Source organism: Nostoc favosum CHAB5714 (assembly GCF_020829495.1).
GTDB classification, from domain to species: domain Bacteria; phylum Cyanobacteriota; class Cyanobacteriia; order Cyanobacteriales; family Nostocaceae; genus Nostoc; species Nostoc favosum.
Map to the genome: position 1 here is coordinate 1 of NZ_JAIVFQ010000083.1, position 17,743 is coordinate 17,743.

Below are 17,743 nucleotides of genomic sequence, written 5' to 3' on the forward strand. Positions count from 1 at the left end.
TTCGTCATACATCCGAAATTTGTTTTTGCTTATGCAAAAAATCAATTCCAGATGCAATCCTCATCCCCCGCTCCCTATCCCCACCTTATGAGTACATTGAAGGTGGGGACTTCCGCGACACGTTAAATAAAGTGCAAAACTGGGGTCAAAGCAGAAGTTGCTACAAAAAAAGTGGAAGTTCTTACTCTTAAGGCAGAAGTTGCTACAGACTGCGCGAAACACAGAAACGTCTTGGCGGAAGTTCTTGCTCTTAAGACGGAAGTTGCTACAGACTGCGCGAAACACGGAAACGTCTTGGCGGAAGTTCTTGCTCTTAAGACGGAAGTTGCTACAGACTGCGCGAAACACGGAAACGTCTTGGCGGAAGTTCTTACAGGGAAGACGGAAGTTGCTACAGACTGCGCGAAACACGGAAACGTCTTGGCGGAAGTTCTTACAGGGAAGACGGAAGTTGCTACAGACTGCGCGAAACACGGAAATGTCAACCCTAGAGCAATATTTTTTGATGGATGCTAAATGTGGGATATTCACCCAATCAAGGGCAAATCGTATCGCAACGGGAAAGTTTTTAAGTGTGGGCATTGTGGGTTTGAACATGACGCTGATGTTAACGCGGCTAATAATATTGCTGCTTTGGGGAAGTCTGTAAGCCTTCCTGAAAGTCCGGGGATGAGTTGTCAATTAGAGGGGCAATTGTCCCTCTTCCCGATGATTCTTTCTCTGAGGCTAAAGCCCCGTACCTTTAGGTCGGGGTAAGCTTACGAGCCTAAACCTTGCGATACTTTGTTAACTGCTTTTAGCTTCATACCATAGTTAGAATCATCCAACTTTCACTCTCAAGAATGATTTATACAATCTTGTAAGTGTGATAAAAATGCTGGGTTAGTTGATAAAAAGTATAGAGTGGCAAAAATAACTATTAACAAGCAATATTCCTTCTGTCTCCAGCTTTTTATTAAATAACAACTGTTCCGAAGGGGTGTAATTTTGAATACAGTTGAGCTATTATCTTATCTTCGCAGCTTAGATATTCAAATTTTTATTGATGGTGAAAAGTTTCGTTGTAACGCGCCTGAAGGAACTCTTACAGTAGAACTGCGTGCAGAAATTCAAGAGCGTAAAGCAGAAATTATTGAATTTTTAAAAGCAACTAATCGTACTCATAACCACAGCTTTAGACCTCTTGTACCTATTTCGCGGTCTGAAAATCTTCCCCTCTCCTTTGCTCAACAACGGCTGTGGTTTCTTGACCAATTAATCCCTAATAATCCTTTCTATAATATTCCAGTAGCACTACATTTAACAGGTTCGCTAAATAAAGCCGCGCTAGAGCAAACTTTTAACGAAATTGTCCGACGACATGAAGCTTTACGCACCACTTTTGTCATCCAGTCAGGGCAACCAGTTCAGGTAATTAATCCGACGCTAACAATACCTTTACCAATAATAGATTTACGGCAACTGCCACAAGCCGAACGAGAAATACAAGCACGACAATTCACTAACCAAGAAGCTCAACGTCCTTTCAATTTATCAACTGATTCGTTGCTGCAAGTAAAACTGCTGTGGTTGGATGAGACACAATACATCCTGCTGCTGAATATGCACCACATTGTCTCCGATGGTTGGTCTATTGGAGTGCTGATTCAAGAGATAGCAGCACTCTACACAGCCTTTACTAGCAATCAGCCTTCTCCTCTGCCGAAACTTACAATCCAATATGCAGACTTTGCATACTGGCAACGTCAATGGTTGCAGGGGGAAGTATTAGAAAAGCAACTCGATTACTGGCAGAAGCAATTAGACGACATTTCTATATTAAATCTGCCAACCGACAGACCAAGACTAGCTGTTCAAACTTACCAGGGTGCAAGGCAACCTCTGCAATTATCAAAAAGTTTGAGCGAAGCACTTTTAGCTCTCGGACAGCAACAAGGGGTAACTTTATTTATAACCCTCCTAACAGCATTTAAAGTTTTACTTTCCCGCTACACACAACAAGAAGATATTGCTATTGGTTCACCCATTGCCAATCGTAACCGTAGTGAGATAGAGGGATTAATTGGTTTTTTTGTCAATAGTTTAGTACTGCGTACCGACTTAACTGGAAACCCAACTTTTCGAGAATTATTAAGTCGAGTCAAAGAGGTAGCTTTAGGGGCTTATGCTCATCAAGATTTACCTTTTGAAAAACTCGTAGAGGAACTGCATCCAGAGCGTAATTTGAATCAAAATCCGCTATTTCAAGTGGTGTTCGCGCTGCAAAATGCGCCTATGTCAGCATTAGAGTTAACTGGTTTAACTTTAAGCCCGCTACCATTTGATACAGAAACAACACGCTTTGATTTGGAGTTCCACCTGTGGGAGTCAAATACTCAAAATGGTTTATGGGTAGATAGTTCAGAAGGAATTAGTGGGTTTGTAATTTACAGTACTGATTTATTTGATGAGGCTACTATCACCAGAATGTTAGGACATTTCCAAACATTACTGGAAGGTATAGTTGCAAATCCAGAACAAAGAATTGCACAATTACCGCTATTAAGTGAATCTGAGTTACATAATTTATTGGTTAAATGGAATAATACTCAGTTAGATTATCCTCAAGATAAGTGTATTCATAAGTTATTTGAGAGCGTTGCCGAACAGAATCCTGATGAAACTGCACTAGTATTTGGCGATGATAAACTCAGCTACAAAGAGTTAAATATCCGTAGTAACCAGCTTGCACATTATCTAAAAAAATTAGGAGTTAAAACCGAAGTTTTAGTAGGGCTTTGTGTAGAACGATCTTTTGATATGGTAATCGGGATGTTGGGCATTATGAAAGCAGGTGGAGCTTATGTGCCTCTAGATCCAAGCTATCCATCTGAACGTTTGGATTTTATGCTCAAAGATGCTCAAGTTTCAGTTTTTTTAACTCACGAGCGATGGGTTGAACGTTTGGAAAACTATAATTCCAATATAATATGTTTAGATAAAGATTGCGAAATTATTGCTCAAGAAATTGAAGATAATCTCCTTAGTGAAGTTGCAGCAGACAACCTTGCTTATGTTATTTATACCTCTGGCTCAACAGGAAATCCTAAAGGCGTACAAATTGAACATAGAGGATTGTTAAATTTAGTTTTTTGGCATCAAAAAGCCTTTGCAGTTTCACCCATTGACCGAGTAACGCAGATAGCCGGGGTTGCTTTTGATGCTTGTGGTTGGGAAATTTGGCCTTACCTTAGTGCTGGAGCCACTATCTATATTGTAGATGATGAAATTAGGCGATCGCCTGAATATCTCCGAGATTGGTTAATATCGCAAAAAATCACAATTTCCTTTTTACCAACACCTATAGCAGAGAAGTTTTTATTATTAGATTTTCCGGAAGATGCCGCTTTACGAATATTGCTTACAGGTGGAGATAAACTAAATCAATATCCTTTAGCTTCGCACTTCTTCCAAGTATATAATAATTATGGGCCAACTGAGAACACAGTTGTTACAACTTCTGGTCATATTTCTGTTAAGAATAAAGATAATTTAGCACCTGCAATTGGTAGTGCGATCGCCAACACCCAAGTTTACATATTAGATAAACATTTACAACCAGTAGCCATTGGTGTTTCAGGAGAATTATATATAAGTGGTGATGGATTGGCACGAGGTTATTTAAACCGTCCTGATTTAACTGCTGAATGCTTCATTTATCATAGTTTTACTAATAAGTTAAAAGCACGACTTTATAAAACAGGTGATTTAGTCCGCTATCGAGTAGATGGCAACATTGAGTTTTTAGCCCGCGTTGACGAGCAGGTAAAAATCCGTGGCTACCGCATTGAGTTGGGCGAAATTGAAGCAGTGCTGAGTCAGCATCCAGCAGTACAGCAAACTGTAGTAATAAGTCGTGAACATGAAAAGGAAAAGCGCCTAGTAGCTTATGTGGTAGCGAAAGCTGAATACAGCAGTGAGCAAGAGAATGTTGAATTAATGCAATTGCAGAATGAGCAAGTTTTGCAATGGCAGATGCTCTATGACGAAACTTATAATCAACCTGCTGTTGATTCAGATGTAACATCGAATTTTGTCGGTTGGAACAGTAGTTATACAAATCAGCCTATTCCAATAGAGCAAATGCATGAGTGGGTAAATAACCAAGTAGCGCAAATTTTGGCTTTTCAACCCAAGCGAGTGTTAGAAATTGGTTGTGGAACAGGTTTAATTCTGTTCAGAATTGCGCCTCACTGCGCTAAATATTGTGGAACAGACTTTTCTCCAGTTTCACTTAATTACATTCAGCAGCAGTTGCAAAAGCAAGAAATGCCGCAGGTAACGCTGTATCAACAAATGGCTACTGACTTCGAGAAAGTAGAAACAGCAGCTTTTGATGCAGTAATTGTGAACTCAGTTGTACAATATTTTCCTACTATTGATTATCTGATTCGTGTATTAGAAGGTGCTGTGAGGGCAACTGCTCCAGGTGGCTTTATCTTCATAGGAGATGTGCGTAGTTTGCCACTTTTGCAAGCTTTCCATGCATCAGTGCAACTCTATCAAGCTGAATCTTCCCTTACCCGTTCTGAGTTACAGCAACGGGTTCAAATGCAAATTTTCCAAGAAACAGAGTTGGTGATTGACCCAGCTTTTTTTAGTGCAATAAAGCAATGCTTTCCCCAGATTAGCAATGTACAAATTCAACTGCTGCGGGGACGCGATCGCAATGAATTAACTCAATTTCGGTACAATGTGATTCTTCATATTGATGATGTAACTATTAATAATACTGAAAATTATTCAGTGCTGAATTGGTCTGAAGAGAATTTAACAGTGTCAGCAGTGCATCAGTTATTAATTGAAACTAAACCAGAAATATTATGTATTAATAATGTACCTAACGCGCGGGTGATGGCAGCAGTTAAAACAGCAGAATGGCTATCAGATATAAAAGGTTTTAAAACTGTAGGTCAAATGCGTAAAGCTTTGCAAGAACTCGAAGATTTCGGAGTAGAGTCAGAAGATTTTTATACACTGGATGTACCTTACAAAGTTGATATTACCTGGTCACATTCAAATATTCAAGAACTCTATGATGTGGTTTTTGTCCGGCAAGATAAAATAGCTAAGAGAGCTATTTTTCCGCATAGTACGGCTCATCGTCCCTGGCAATCTTACGCCAATAATCCTTTACAAGCCAAAGCTGCGCGTAAATTAGTGCCGCAATTGCAGACTTACATAGCACAAAAATTGCCTGAGTACATGATGCCATCAGCTTTTGTATTATTAAAGTCTTTACCTCTGACAGCTAATGGTAAAGTCAATCGCCGCGCTTTAAGAGGATTCTATGATGCAATTCAGCCCCAATTGTCTGAAAATTACATCGCACCTCGGACTCCTGTGGAACAAGTGTTGATGAAAATTTTTGCTGAGGTTTTGGGACTTAAGCGCGTAGGAATTTATAACAATTTCTTTGAATTAGGCGGTCATTCATTACTAGCAACTCAGCTTGTCTCTAGAGTGCGCGATACCTTGCGTGTGGAGTTACCTTTGCGTAGCGTATTTGAAGCACCAACAATTGCACAAATTTCTAAGATAGTGGAAAGCTTTAAAGAAAGCAATCCTCAAAGTCAAGCCCCAGTTTTAGTACCACTTTCGCGTGAAAATCGGCGGATTAAGTTATCTTCCTTAAACGAAGATACCAAGAGGCGTTAGGGACTTGTAGAGAAAGTAAGATACCAAAGCCTATCCTACTAATAATATTAGAGTTGTCGGGAAATAAAAGATGAGTGAATATTCCTTAATAAGCTGTTATATCATGTCCGACTTAATACTTATGTCATTGCGAGCGGAGCGTGGCAATCCCAAACCTTTGCGATTGCTTCATTTCACTTCGTTGCATTCGCAATGACATATCGTAAGTGATTTGCCGAACTTGATATTATATCATGTCCGCATAAATAGTTACGCTAACCACAGTCATTACACCCCACCCCCAACCCCTCCCCGCAAGCAGGAGGGGAGACAAAGCATAGCTTTGGCGGGGTGGGGTTCTTCGGGTTTAATAAGTAATCAAGCGGACATGATATTACGCATAAAACTAGTACATTTACCTGATGACTGTTGACCGTTGACTGATGACCGATAACCGTCAACCGTCAACCGTCAACGATTATAAAGAATGTTTATATAATTTAGACGCATATCAGCTTAGTATCAACTTCAGGCAGAAAATAATTTTTGCTTTAACCCAAGTTTATCATCTCAAAATTTATTAACCCCAACAGAACGACGATAAAGTAACCAGATAAATAGTGGTGAACCCAGCAACGCAGTGACGGAACCTACTGGTAGTTCTACTGCTCCTAGTCTAGAGAGTAAATCTGCAAAAGTAAGTAACCATGCACCTGCGAGGGCGGAAAGTGGTAAAACAAAGCGATGATCTGTACCAACGATGAGGCGGACACCGTGAGGGACAACAAGACCAACAAATCCAATCAAACCACTGATGCTGACTGCACCTGCGGCTAATAAAGTGGCGACACCACCAATTAACAGGCGCGATCGCGTCAACGAAACCCCCAAACCCACAGCCAAATCATCCCCCAAAGCCAGCACATTTACCGATCGCGCCAGCAAGCATCCCCCTAGCAATGCAACGATGATGTAAGGGCCAGCTGTCGCAATTTCTTGCCAACCCCGTCCATTAAGACTACCAACCAGCCAACTCAGCGCAATTTGAATTTGACCATCTTCAGCTAAAAGCAGCAATGTACTTTGTACAGCACCTAATAAAGAACTCACCGCCACTCCGCCTAAAATCAACCGCTCAACTGAAATTCCCGACCCCGCACGACCGAGCAAAATAACGATCGCAGAAGTTAAAATAGCTCCCATCCACGCTGCTAGAGGAATTGCGATCGGGAATATTTGCCACACAATCATCAGAATCACAATTAATCCTGCACCTGCTGAAATGCCCAAAATAAATGGATCAGCAAGACTATTGCGTAACATTCCTTGCAGTAATGCTCCTGACATTCCCAAGGCTGCGCCGACGATGAGAGCAGCGATAATGCGTGGGAGACGCAAATCCCAGAGAATTGTCTGTTTAACCGGATCACCTTCGCGGAGAATGGCTTGCCAAAATTCCGACATACTTAAAGGTACTGCTCCTTGAGAAAGCGACAGCGCTAGCGTTACCACCAGCGCTGCACTAAGTAGTAAAACAGCCCAAAGTACCCGGTGTTCAGTAAAAATTGTCTGAAATGGTTTAGTCAAATTTTAGATATGTATTTTTTTTAAATATAATCTGTCTCAAACATAGATGCATTGGGCATTGGGCATTGGGCAGGAGAGAGGGCAATAGGTTCGGATAATATCATGTCCGCATAAATAGTTATGCTAACCATAGCCATTACACCCCACCCCCAGCCCCTCCCCGCTTGCGGGGAGGGGAGACAAAGCTACGCTTTGGCGGGGTGGGGTTCTTCGGGTTTAATAAGCAATCAAGCGGACATGATATAAGATCCCCCCGCCTGTGGCGACCCCCTTAAAAAGGGGGTAAAGAATAAAATTAGCCCCCCAATTGATCGGGGGGTTGGGGGGATCTTTGCTCGATAAACAAGCTAACCGAACTGTATTGGGAGAAAGGGGGAGTTAAAACTTGGGCGTTGAGCTTCAGAAGGTGAACGTTGAGCTTCTGAAGGTGGAAGTTGAGCTTCAAAAGGTGGAAGTTGAGCTTCAAAAGGTGGAAGTTGAGCTTCAAAAGGTGGAAGTTGAGCCTCAGAAGGTGGAAGTTGAGCCTCAGAAGGTGAACTTTCAAGTTTTAACTCCCTCCTCTGCCTCTGTGCCCCATTGGTGTCAACTTAAGCTAAAAGTCATGTCCCACAAGGAACTGAAGTTCCTTGCTAATAGCTAAAGTCATCTGAGAGATGACTAAATATACCCAAAAATCCTTAGTCTACTTCAGTAGACTTTAGCTAAAAGCCAAAGAACTTTAGTTCAAGGCGGGTTAGGAAGCCAACAGTTAAGCCATTTCTAGGCTTTTGTTGACACGTATGCTCTGCGCCTGCGCCCCTACGTTAGTTCCAGCCCACCTTGGTAGCCAGTGACAATGCGGCCACCATCCTTGAGAATGTGGATTTCTATCTGATCGCTAGCCCAAGTAATCTGGTCTTGGAAAGCCGGGTTTAACACCCGAACCCGTTGATTGCTAGAAGAGACTGGAGAGTTGGGAGAATTAATTGCCAGAGATTGGACAAAAGGCCCGTCAATCAAAATATCAAGTTGTTCTAACAATGCTTGGGAACCTGGCGGCGCTGATTGAGACTGTAGTTGCTTGAGAGTGAACCCAGTAAAAGACATTACATTTAATCCAGCAGCTTTTACTTTACGAGCTAAAGACGCTAGTGCAGTTGCTTGCCAAAAGGGTTCTCCACCAGAGAACGTTACACCCGTGTTGTGGGGATTGCTGAGAATATTCTCGGCAAGGGTATCAACAGCAATCAATTGGTTAGCTTCAAAAGACCAGGAGTTAGTATTAAAGCAGCCAGGACACTCACGCAGACAACCTTGTACCCAGATGACTGCACGACAACCAGGGCCATTAACTTCTGACTGATCAACGTAACCCATAATGTTGAGATAGCCAGGGGGAATTTCCATGAGTGCTAGCGATGGGTCAGTTGGCTTAATTTCCATCTCTTTAACTCCTTTTAGCCGTTGCCTGTTAACCCTTAACTATAGCGAATCTCCAGTTATATAACTGTAACTAATGACAAATGACTAATGACTAATGACAAATGACTAATGATAAACTTGATGGGATTTTGAAAAGTCCGCTTTAACTTACTAGACTGAAGTTAGTTGCCCAGCTAGCATTGACCGTCCCATAAATAAAATAGATGACTGAACAAACTTCTAGAATTTGTATCCTTGGCGGAGGCTTTGGTGGTCTCTACACAGCCTTGCGTTTAAGCCAGTTACCTTGGGAATCTACGCAAAAACCCGAAATTGTTCTGGTAGATCAAAGCGATCGCTTCCTATTCTCTCCCTTACTTTACGAATTACTCACTGGCGAACTGCAAACCTGGGAAATTGCCCCACCGTTTGAAGAACTTTTACAAGGCACAGGGGTGCGTTTTTATCAAGGGGTTGTGTCTGGAATTGACATCGACCAGAAACTGGTAAATATACAAGAAGGGCTGGAAATCCCTTACGATCGCTTAGTACTGGCATTAGGAGGTGAAACACCGCTAGATTTAGTGCCTGGTGCGGCATCCTACGCCTACCCATTCCGCACAATCTCTGATGTTTATCGTTTGGAAGAACGCCTGCGATTTTTAGAAGAATCGGATGCTGATAAAATTCGGGTAGCGATTATTGGGGCTGGCTACAGTGGTGTAGAGTTAGCCTGTAAGTTAGCCGACAGACTAGGTGAAAGAGGACGCTTTCGGATCATTGAAATTGCTGACCAAATTTTGCGAACTTCCCCAGAGTTTAACCGGGAAGCAGCAAAGAAAGCAATAGAAGCCCGTGGCGTGTTTCTTGATTTAGAAACCAAAGTGGAATCAATAGAGCAAAATTCCATTTCCCTAGAGTACAAAAACCAGTTAGACACGATTCCGGTAGATTTGGTAATTTGGACTGTGGGAACTAGGGTTGCGCCCGTAGTGAAATCTCTTCCCCTCAAGCAAAACCAGCGTGGTCAAATCAGTACTACATCCAATCTGCAAGTCCTCGATCATCCAGAAATCTTTGCTTTGGGAGATTTAGCAGACTCTCATGATATTGAAGGACAGCAAGTCCCCGCTACTGCACAAGCAGCTTTCCAACAAGCTGATTATACTGCTTGGAATATCTGGGCAAGTCTGACGAATCGCCCCCTCCTTCCCTTCCGCTACCAACAGTTAGGAGAAATGATGGCACTAGGAATAGACAACGCCACTCTCACTGGTTTGGGAATTAAACTAGATGGCCCCTTGGCATCCGTCGCCCGGCGGATTGCCTATTTATATAGGTTGCCAACTTTAGACCATCAACTCAAAGTTGGTTTTAATTGGCTAGTCCGTCCGATCATAGAAACACTTTCTCGGTAACTTAAGGTTGGGCATTGGGCATTGGGCATTGGGCATTGGGCATTGGGCATTGGGCATTGGGCATTGGGCATTGGGCATTGGGCATTGGGCATTGGGCATTGGGCATTGGGCATTGGGCATTGGGCATTGGGCATTGATGCCCCATTCCCTATTCAATTTTGAGTTAGTCAAGTAATAAAGCTTTTAACAAGTCAAAATCTAACATTCAAGATTTAAAATTTTCAAACTTTGATGGAACAACCAAAAGTTATTTTTTTAGATGCTGTGGGTACACTCTTCGATGTCAAAGGTGGTGTGGGCAAAGTTTATAGTCAGATAGCCCAGGAATTTGACGTTACAGTTTCAGCCGAAACATTGAATACAGCCTTCATCAAAAGCTTTAAAGCAGCGCCGCCACCGATATTTCCAGATGCAGAACTGCAAGATATTCCCCAGCGCGAGTTTGATTGGTGGCGGATAATTGCCCTGAACACTTTTGAAAGTGCAGGTGTTCTCAAGGAATTTTCTGACTTTTCGGCTTTTTTTAGCGAACTTTACATCCATTTTGGCACTGCCGAACCGTGGTTTGTCTATCCCGATGTTTTACCAGCTTTAATCAACTGGCGGCGCTTGGGAGTTACCTTGGGGGTGCTGTCCAATTTTGATTCGCGGATTTACTCAGTATTGCAAAGTTTGGGATTGAGAGAGTTTTTTTCCTCCGTCACCATTTCTACCCAGGTACGTGCAGCAAAACCCGATCCTCAAATTTTTGCTATTGCCTTAGACAAACATAAATGTTCCCCAGAGGCAGCATGGCATATTGGCGATAGCATTGTTGAAGACTATCATGCAGCTAAAGCAGCTGGACTCAGAGGCGTTTGGATCAACCGTGGGAAATGAGAGGATAGATTATCTAGCGATCGCCTCTAAATTGCGGTTCGCTTTTCATTTCCGGCTCATGTTAGGCTAGTTTCGATATCCCGAATAACATTGTCTGATATGACCGTTGCTCAGTCAGCGAAACCCTCTAGTAGTGATATTACGGTGACATTGAAGCGGCTCGTCGCTCTTTTAGAAGAAGATGAAACAGACGAGTATGGAATTTTACAGCCCAGTCAATCCGCCTTTAAATTGGCGATGCGATTAGTCGTAGATGCTTACGAAATAATGGGCGATCGTTTTCCCAAAGCATCGGCTTCGACAGATGAGCAAGGCGGTATTCGACTAACATGGAGCAAACAGTCACCTGAGTGCGAAGTCCGCTTGATTTGCCCAGCTACAGCCACACAACAGGCTACGCTTTACCATGAGTTGGGAGATGATTATGCAATTGAGCCAGATGTGACACCATCTGTGTTAGTGCAGTCGTTGGAGTGGCTCAACCTTGCATGAGTCAGTTTGAGCCATTGCCTGTTGATGCAGTTGTTTATCGAGCGATACTGCGTAAACAATGGATCAATGAGGATACAGGGCGAGTAAAAGCAGATGCTTACTTCTTGCGGGTTGATGAGCCTGGTATTTCGGTCAATCTCGCAAGTGTATGTTCTCCAGAACAGTGTAGCGCTATTCCTTGAACTAACTTAATTGCCTGATCTCGATCCTGCCCCAACACTCGTATGATCAACATATCAGGAAAACATAACAGCCAGATTTTTACCGCAAAACATGGGCAGTATTTGGGAAATCGATTTTTACTCTCGTCCGATTTTGGACGATAATCAGAAAAAAATTTGGGAAGTCTTAGTCTGCGAAAGCCCCTTGGATATCAGTACAAAAGTAGATTCTTTGTTTCGCTATGCTCAATATTGTCCCAGTACCCAGGTAAATTCGGGCTGGTTGCGGACAGCATTGCAGGAAGCTATTAACCAAGCTGGAAAAGCACCAATTAAAATCCGCTTTTTCCGCCGTCAAATGAACAACATGATTACTAAAGCTTGCCAAGACTTGGGTATTCCCGCGCAGCCTAGCCGCCGTACTTTGGTTCTCAACCATTGGTTAGAACAGCGCATGGAAGAAGTGTATCCTCAAGAGGCAGGCTATCAAGGGGGAGCTAATCCTTCAGTCCGCTTGGAGAAACCTTTGCCGCAACGTTTACCCGATGCTTTGGAAGGACAGCAGTGGGTATTTGTTACCTTAGATGCTGCGGATTTGGCAGAAATGCCGGAGTGGGAAATTGGCTTTGGTGAAGCTTTCCCCCTAGAGTTGGCGAAAGTTTCACCCGAAACGCGTATTCCTGGGATTTTAATTTTCTCACCGAGAGCGTTGCCCTTGGCAGGCTGGATGTCTGGTTTGGACTTGGCTTTCTTAAGATTTGATACCAGTGAAGAGGGGAGATTGCTTTTAGAAACTGGTGTAACCGAAAGCTGGATTGTGGCAAATATCAAAAAACCTCAACTTTTAGCAGAAGCCAAAGGTTTTGAAGAAGCCAAGCAAAAAGCTAATGGAGTGCATTTTATCGGTGTACAGTCTGATCCCAAAGCACAATCTTTTGCTGGTTTTTGGCTGTTGCAAGAGGTTAATCTTTGAAAATGGGCATTGGGCATTGGGCATTGGGCATTGGGCATTGGGCATGGGGCATTGGGCAGGGGGCAGGGGGCAGGGGAGCAGGGGGAGAATAAAACTAATGACTAATGACCAATGACCAATGACTAATGACTAATGACTAATGACTAATGACTAATGACTAGATCCGTTGAGACATGGCAATGATTTGGGATAATTAACTGCGTCCATCAGTGTTGATCTGCGGTTTTAAATCGTAACTATAAGGAAATGCTGATGATTTTTGGATAGTTATCTGCGTTCATCAGCGGAAAGTCTGATCGTCAAAAGCCGACGATCGCACTTTCAAGAGACAGCGTTGATATGCGGTTCAAAATCCACAATTCACTAAGGGTCATGGGTTCTGAAAATTTGTCACAAGATACACTAGCAGAACAGCTGCTGGAACTAGCTATAAAATCTGGAGCAGAAGCTGCTGAGGTGTATCAGTCGCGATCGCTTTCTCGTCCAGTGTTTTTTGAGGCAAACCGACTCAAACAGCTAGAAACCAACCAATCTGAAGGCACAGCACTACGGCTTTGGCGAAACGGCCGTCCGGGACTCACGGTGGCTTACGGTTCTGTCCTAGCCGAAGTAATGGTGGAAAAAGCTCTGGCTCTAAGTCAACTGAATCAACCAGAAACAGTAGAATTAGGCTCTAACTCTCAACCCTCTTACCCAGATTTAGGGGAAGGTGTGCCGATAGAGGTTTTGGTAGATTGGGGCAAAGAAGCGATCGCACTTATCCGCGATGCCTATCCCGATGTTGTTTGCAATAGTGACTGGGAATGTGATACTGAAACTACCAGAATAGTTAACACTAAAGGTTTAGATTGTTACTACACTGATACTACCCTCAACTGCTATATGTCAGCAGAATGGGTGCGTGGCGATGATTTTTTAAGTGTTTCCGATGGCCAAACCAAGCGGGGCGAACTCCACCCGGAAATATTAGCTAACCAAATTTTACAACGGTTAATTTGGGCCAGAGAAAATGTCTCATCTCCTACTGGCCGCGTCCCGGTTTTGTTCACTTCTAAAGCCGCTGATATGCTTTGGGGCACTGTGCAAGAAGCTTTGAATGGCAAGCGAGTCTTAGAAGTAGCTTCCCCTTGGGCAGAACGTTTGGGGAACCCAGTAATAGCACCTAGTCTCACCCTCTACCAAGATCCAGAAGCCGGCCCTTATAGTTGCCCTTTTGATGATGAAGGCACTCCTACTCAATTTTTAGTATTTATCCAAAACGGAACTTTACAGCATTTTTATGGCGATCGCACCACCGGACGCCAACTGGGTACTGACACGACTGGAAATGGTTTTCGCCCTGGTTTAGGTAGCTATCTCACCCCTGGTTTATTTAACTTTCTGATCCAGCCAGGTTCAGCATCACTACCAGATTTAATTCAAGAACTGGATGATGGCATAATTGTGGATCAAATGCTGGGTAGTGGCGGCAGTATTTCTGGAGAGTTTTCAATCAACGTTGATTTAGGCTACCGCGTCCAAAATGGCCACGTAATTGGGCGCATTAAGGATACGATGGTTGCAGGTAATGTCTACACTGCCCTTAAACAATTGGTTACACTAGGTAATGATGCTGATTGGAATGGTTCTTGTTATACTCCATCTCTGATAGTAGAAGGACTATCCACCACGGGGAGAAGTAATTGAATTGGGCATTGGGAATTGGGAATTGGGCATTGGGCATTGGGCATTGGGCATTGGGCATTGGGCATTGGGCATTGGGCATTGGGCATTGGGCATTGGGCATTGGGCATTGGGCATTGGGCATTGGGCATTGAGGTAGAAGAGTGGAGTTCAGAGGTTCATTAACGGAGTTCAAAGACTCATTAACGGAGTTCAAAGACTCATTCACGAGTATCAAAGACTCATTCACGAGTATCAAAGACTCATTCACGAGTATCAAAGACTCATTCACGAGTATCAAAGACTCATTCACGAGTATCAAAGCCTCATTCACGAGTATCAAAGACTCATTCACGAGTATCAAAGACTCATTCACGAGTATCAAAGACTCATTCACGAGTATCAAAGACTCATTCACGAAGTTCAAAGCCTCATTAACGAAGTTCAAAGCCTCATACGCTATTCCCCCAATGCCCAATGCCCAATGCCCAATGCCCAATTCCCAATCCCCAATGCCCTAATCCCCAAAAATTATGTCTCTTCCTGTTCTGAATCAGCGCTTTCGCACTTGGTGGCAGCCTAGAAAAGGTTTAGCGATCGCCGAAGCTTGTGTAATCGGTCTGGTTGCTGCCCTATCTGCGGTGTTTCTGAAAGTAGGATCGGGATGGTTGGGGACATGGCGAGTCCATACTACCCACCTTTTACCGGCATGGCTGGCGCTACCCGCAATTGGTCTTGTCCTGGGGTTTGTGGCTGGATGGTTGGTGGATAGATTGGCACCAGAGGCTTATGGTAGCGGTATTCCGCAAGTCAAAGCAACTCTAGCTAATGTGCCGATGAAATTATCCTGGCGCGTGGCATGTATAAAGTTACTCAGTGCCATCATTGCCATCGGTTCCGGCATGACTCTGGGACGACAAGGCCCTACGGTTCATGTAGGGGCAGGTTTGGCAGCAGGGATGAGTCGTTGGGTTCCTACTTCCCCAGATCATCGGCGGCAAATGATTGCAGCAGGTGCGGGTGCGGGTTTGGCAGCTGCTTTCAATGCCCCGATCGCAGGTGTATTGTTTATCGTTGAAGAGTTACTCCAAGATTTATCAGGATTGACTCTAGGAACTGCGATTATCGCCTCTTTTATTGGTGGGGTGATATCCCGACTTTTAGGTGGTGGCTCTCTTGACCTTAACCTGCAATTGACGCAATCTTCTAGCCAATTCTCCATTCCAGAAATTCCCTTTTTCGTGCTTTTGGGTATTTTGGCAGGCTTATTGGGTGCATTGTTTAATCGCGGCTTAATATTTAGTATTAAATTTTATAGAAAATTACATATCAGCTTACCGTTGCGGATAGCTTTGGCTGGATTTCTCTCTGGTGTTGTCGTGTCCATGCTCCCAGCATCCTTCCGTGATAATACGGGATTACGGGAGTCCTTAATTACTGGAGGTTCCCAACCTACCGTAGCAGCGATCGCCTTTGGGGCCCAGTTCATCCTCACACTCATAGCATTTGGTTCAGGAGCGCCGGGAGGATTATTCGCTCCCAGTCTGATTTTGGGTTCTTGTTTAGGACATATCATCGGTGTATCTGAGTTATACATCACCGGAGCCGGTTCTCCTACTACTTACGCGCTAGCGGGTATGGGGGGATTTTTTAGTGCTGTTTCCAAAGTGCCAATCACAGCAATTGTGATTGTGTTTGAGATGACTACAGATTTCAATCTGGTGCTACCTTTGATGATTGTTTCTGTAGCAGCTTATTTAGTTGCGGATAAGGTAGTGCCTGGTTCGCTTTATGAGAAACTTTTGGAATTAAAAGGCATCACTCTCACCAAAGAAGCTCCTATGGAAGGAGCATTAACCAAGTTAACTGCAAAAGATGTGATGCAAGAACGGGTAGAAACTCTAGATGCAGAGATGAGCTTGGAAGAAGCAATGCAGTCCTTTGCTCGTTCTCATCATCGCGGTTTCCCTGTGGTAGAAGATAGCAAGTTAGTAGGGATTGTGACGCAATCAGATTTGCTGAAAATACGCGAACGCAACCTAGCCAATGATATTTTCTTAAAAGAAATAATGACCCCTGTCCCGATGACAGTAACACCAATCCATACCCTGAGCAATGTGCTGTATTTACTCGATCGCTATCAAATCAGTCGCTTACCTGTGGTGGATGGACGGAAACTGATCGGAATTATTACTCGTGCAGATATTATTCGGGCGGAAGCAGATCATCTCAATTGTGATAACCGGACTCTTAAACTGCGACCAGAACCTTCATACATAGTTTACCAAACGCGATCGCCCAGCACCGGCAGTGGTAGATTATTAGTGCCAGTAGCTAATCCCGAAACAGCAGGTATTTTATTAAAAATGGCAGCAGCTATTGCCCGCGATCGCCATTATGAAATAGATTGCGTACAAGTGATGCTCATACCCCGCCACAGTTCCCCATCGGAAACGCAGGTAAGCACGGCAAAAAGTCGCCGCTTGCTACGACAGGCGGAAGTCTTAGCAAAAAAGTGGAAAATTCCCTTGCACACGCAGATACGAGTTACCCACGATGTAGCGCAGGCAATTTTGGAGACAATCAACGAACAACATATCGACCTAATTTTAATGGGATGGAAAGGTAACACATCTACCCCTGGTCGGATTTTTGGCAACGTTGTAGATACTGTCATTCGCCAAGCCACCTGCGAAGTAGTGTTAGTAAAATTAGGCACTACTCAGAATTCCTTCAACCGTTGGCTAGTCCCAATGGCTGGTGGCCCCAATTCCCCGTTGGCGATTAAATTGCTACCGGCTTTAATTACATTGGGAAATGATCCAAAAATTCGCCTGACACAGGTGTTTAAGCCATCTGAACTCAAGCCAGATATGTCAGTTTCAGAACAAGCCATCCGCCATTTGATGCGGCGGCGAAAATTGTCCAGTAGTGTAGTCGCTCTCCCAGTCCAAGCTAATTCAGTCGCTGAAGGTGTGATTAACCTAGTGCAAACCGAAGGTTACGATGTTGTAGTTTTGGGAGCATCGCGCGAGGGATTGTTGCAGCAGGCAATTCAAGGTAATATTCCAGAAGCGATCGCCTCTGGTGTAGAAAGTACAGTGATTTTAGTTAGGGGTGCAATTAATAAGTAATATTGAGGGATTACAAATAATGATGTATTTTACTAATGATAAAGTACACCAATAATCAGAGCAACAATTATTGGTATTAGAATTGGAATAGCAACTATAAGCCCCCACTTACCAAACTTAATTTCCTCACCCTCAGATTTTAAAAAGGCAATCCAACCTATAACTCCCATTAAAATCCAAATACACCCAAAGCCAAGAAATATAACAAACACTGAATCTTCCATTTTTTACCAATTAAATGTATACAAAAAACATTTTCTTAAATTATAACTAAATTTATTTATCGGAAATTAAAGGGTTTAAGACCCCAACCATTACACGTAGCGCAGTTTCAGTTGGGGTTTAAATCCCCATCGGAAA

General features: G+C 43.4%; 16 protein-coding genes. 11 read left to right on the forward strand and 5 right to left on the reverse strand.

The window, feature by feature from the left end:
* The first annotated feature begins 171 nt into the window (after window positions 1-171).
* The 3 genes from LC586_RS31195 (at window position 172) to LC586_RS31205 (ending at window position 5,697) form a co-directional block, all read left to right on the forward strand.
* The gene (locus LC586_RS31195; protein ID WP_229489277.1) at window positions 172-516 is read left to right on the forward strand and encodes a hypothetical protein; all 345 of its coding nucleotides are present in this window, start codon (window positions 172-174) and stop codon (window positions 514-516) included.
* On the forward strand, window positions 517-756 hold the full coding sequence (locus LC586_RS31200; protein ID WP_229489279.1) for a zinc ribbon domain-containing protein: 240 nt from the start codon (window positions 517-519) through the stop codon (window positions 754-756).
* A 231-nt stretch (window positions 757-987) separates the two neighbouring features.
* A complete protein-coding gene (locus LC586_RS31205) occupies window positions 988-5,697 on the forward strand; it encodes a non-ribosomal peptide synthetase (RefSeq protein ID WP_229489281.1) in 4,710 nt (1,569 codons plus the stop codon).
* A gap of 549 nt (window positions 5,698-6,246) precedes the next feature.
* Here LC586_RS31205 and LC586_RS31210 read toward each other — a convergent pair.
* Entirely contained in the window at window positions 6,247-7,263 is a 1,017-nt protein-coding gene (locus tag LC586_RS31210; protein ID WP_229489282.1) for a FecCD family ABC transporter permease, read from the reverse strand.
* Between the two features lie 406 nt (window positions 7,264-7,669).
* On the opposite strand from LC586_RS31210, the gene LC586_RS31215 reads away from it, so the two are divergent.
* Entirely contained in the window at window positions 7,670-7,903 is a 234-nt protein-coding gene (locus tag LC586_RS31215) for a hypothetical protein (RefSeq protein ID WP_229489284.1), read from the forward strand.
* Window positions 7,904-8,061: 158 nt separating this feature from the next.
* Here the strand turns inward: LC586_RS31215 and LC586_RS31220 are convergent, their stop codons facing one another.
* Entirely contained in the window at window positions 8,062-8,685 is a 624-nt protein-coding gene (locus tag LC586_RS31220; protein WP_100897035.1) for a 4Fe-4S single cluster domain-containing protein, read from the reverse strand.
* Between the two features lie 203 nt (window positions 8,686-8,888).
* On the opposite strand from LC586_RS31220, the gene LC586_RS31225 reads away from it, so the two are divergent.
* Window positions 8,889-10,082 (forward strand): NAD(P)/FAD-dependent oxidoreductase, encoded by a 1,194-nt coding sequence (locus LC586_RS31225; RefSeq protein ID WP_229489286.1) that lies wholly within the window; start codon window positions 8,889-8,891, stop codon window positions 10,080-10,082.
* Between the two features lies 1 nt (window position 10,083).
* Here the strand turns inward: LC586_RS31225 and LC586_RS31230 are convergent, their stop codons facing one another.
* Entirely contained in the window at window positions 10,084-10,227 is a 144-nt protein-coding gene (locus tag LC586_RS31230; RefSeq protein WP_229489288.1) for a hypothetical protein, read from the reverse strand.
* Window positions 10,228-10,313: 86 nt separating this feature from the next.
* Here LC586_RS31230 and LC586_RS31235 point away from each other — a divergent pair, with 86 nt between their 5' ends.
* The 5 genes from LC586_RS31235 (at window position 10,314) to LC586_RS31255 (ending at window position 14,273) form a co-directional block, all read left to right on the forward strand.
* Entirely contained in the window at window positions 10,314-10,961 is a 648-nt protein-coding gene (locus LC586_RS31235) for an HAD-IA family hydrolase (protein WP_229489289.1), read from the forward strand.
* Between the two features lie 99 nt (window positions 10,962-11,060).
* Window positions 11,061-11,453 (forward strand): hypothetical protein, encoded by a 393-nt coding sequence (locus tag LC586_RS31240; RefSeq protein WP_229489315.1) that lies wholly within the window; start codon window positions 11,061-11,063, stop codon window positions 11,451-11,453.
* A complete protein-coding gene (locus LC586_RS31245; RefSeq protein ID WP_229489291.1) occupies window positions 11,435-11,635 on the forward strand; it encodes a hypothetical protein in 201 nt (66 codons plus the stop codon). Before LC586_RS31240 ends, LC586_RS31245 begins: the two co-directional genes overlap by 19 nt.
* Window positions 11,636-11,726: 91 nt before the next feature.
* Window positions 11,727-12,587 (forward strand): Tab2/Atab2 family RNA-binding protein, encoded by an 861-nt coding sequence (locus LC586_RS31250; RefSeq protein WP_229489293.1) that lies wholly within the window; start codon window positions 11,727-11,729, stop codon window positions 12,585-12,587.
* Between the two features lie 372 nt (window positions 12,588-12,959).
* Window positions 12,960-14,273, forward strand: a complete 1,314-nt coding sequence (locus LC586_RS31255) for a TldD/PmbA family protein (protein ID WP_229489295.1) — start codon at window positions 12,960-12,962, stop codon at window positions 14,271-14,273.
* Here the strand turns inward: LC586_RS31255 and LC586_RS31260 are convergent.
* Window positions 14,182-14,748 carry a hypothetical protein gene (locus tag LC586_RS31260; RefSeq protein WP_229489297.1) on the reverse strand — a complete coding sequence of 189 codons (567 nt, stop codon included), beginning with the start codon at window positions 14,746-14,748 and terminating at the stop codon, window positions 14,182-14,184. The two genes, LC586_RS31255 and LC586_RS31260, sit on opposite strands and share 92 nt — an antisense overlap.
* 34 nt (window positions 14,749-14,782) lie before the next feature.
* On the opposite strand from LC586_RS31260, the gene LC586_RS31265 reads away from it, so the two are divergent.
* Window positions 14,783-17,383, forward strand: a complete 2,601-nt coding sequence (locus LC586_RS31265; protein WP_229489299.1) for a chloride channel protein — start codon at window positions 14,783-14,785, stop codon at window positions 17,381-17,383.
* A 32-nt stretch (window positions 17,384-17,415) separates the two neighbouring features.
* On the opposite strand, the gene LC586_RS31270 is transcribed toward LC586_RS31265, so the two are convergent.
* Entirely contained in the window at window positions 17,416-17,607 is a 192-nt protein-coding gene (locus LC586_RS31270; RefSeq protein ID WP_229489301.1) for a hypothetical protein, read from the reverse strand.
* Window positions 17,608-17,743: the final 136 nt, after the last annotated feature.